General features: G+C 43.7%; 1 protein-coding gene. It reads right to left on the reverse strand.

Features of this window, described 5'->3' with window-relative positions; all coding sequences use genetic code 11:
* The coding region (locus JI665_RS28365; protein ID WP_206846306.1) for a multicopper oxidase domain-containing protein at positions 1 to 309 on the reverse strand (309 nt) is incomplete at both ends.

Raw genomic sequence — 309 nt, forward strand, 5'->3', positions numbered from 1 at the left:
CCATACTGCCGTGATCCATGCCGCTCATACTTGAATCCTCTGAATCAGCCTCTTTATCGCTGTCTTCTTCTGAACCCATGTTACTGTGATCCATACCTTCCATGCTTGATTCACCCTCTTCAGGCTTGCTCATCCACTCATCAAGCATTAGGGTATAGTCGCGATCATATGTCTTCTCTTTTGGTTCTACAATAAAAGAACCGTAAAGACCTTTATCCATTTGCTCAACAGCATTCTGATGGGTATGGTACATATATGTTCCAGGATCCTCCGGGGTGAATTCATATGTGAAGGATTTACCTGGCTGTA

It is taken from the genome of Bacillus sp. NTK034 (genome assembly GCF_017303275.1).
Classification (GTDB): domain Bacteria; phylum Bacillota; class Bacilli; order Bacillales; family Cytobacillaceae; genus Cytobacillus.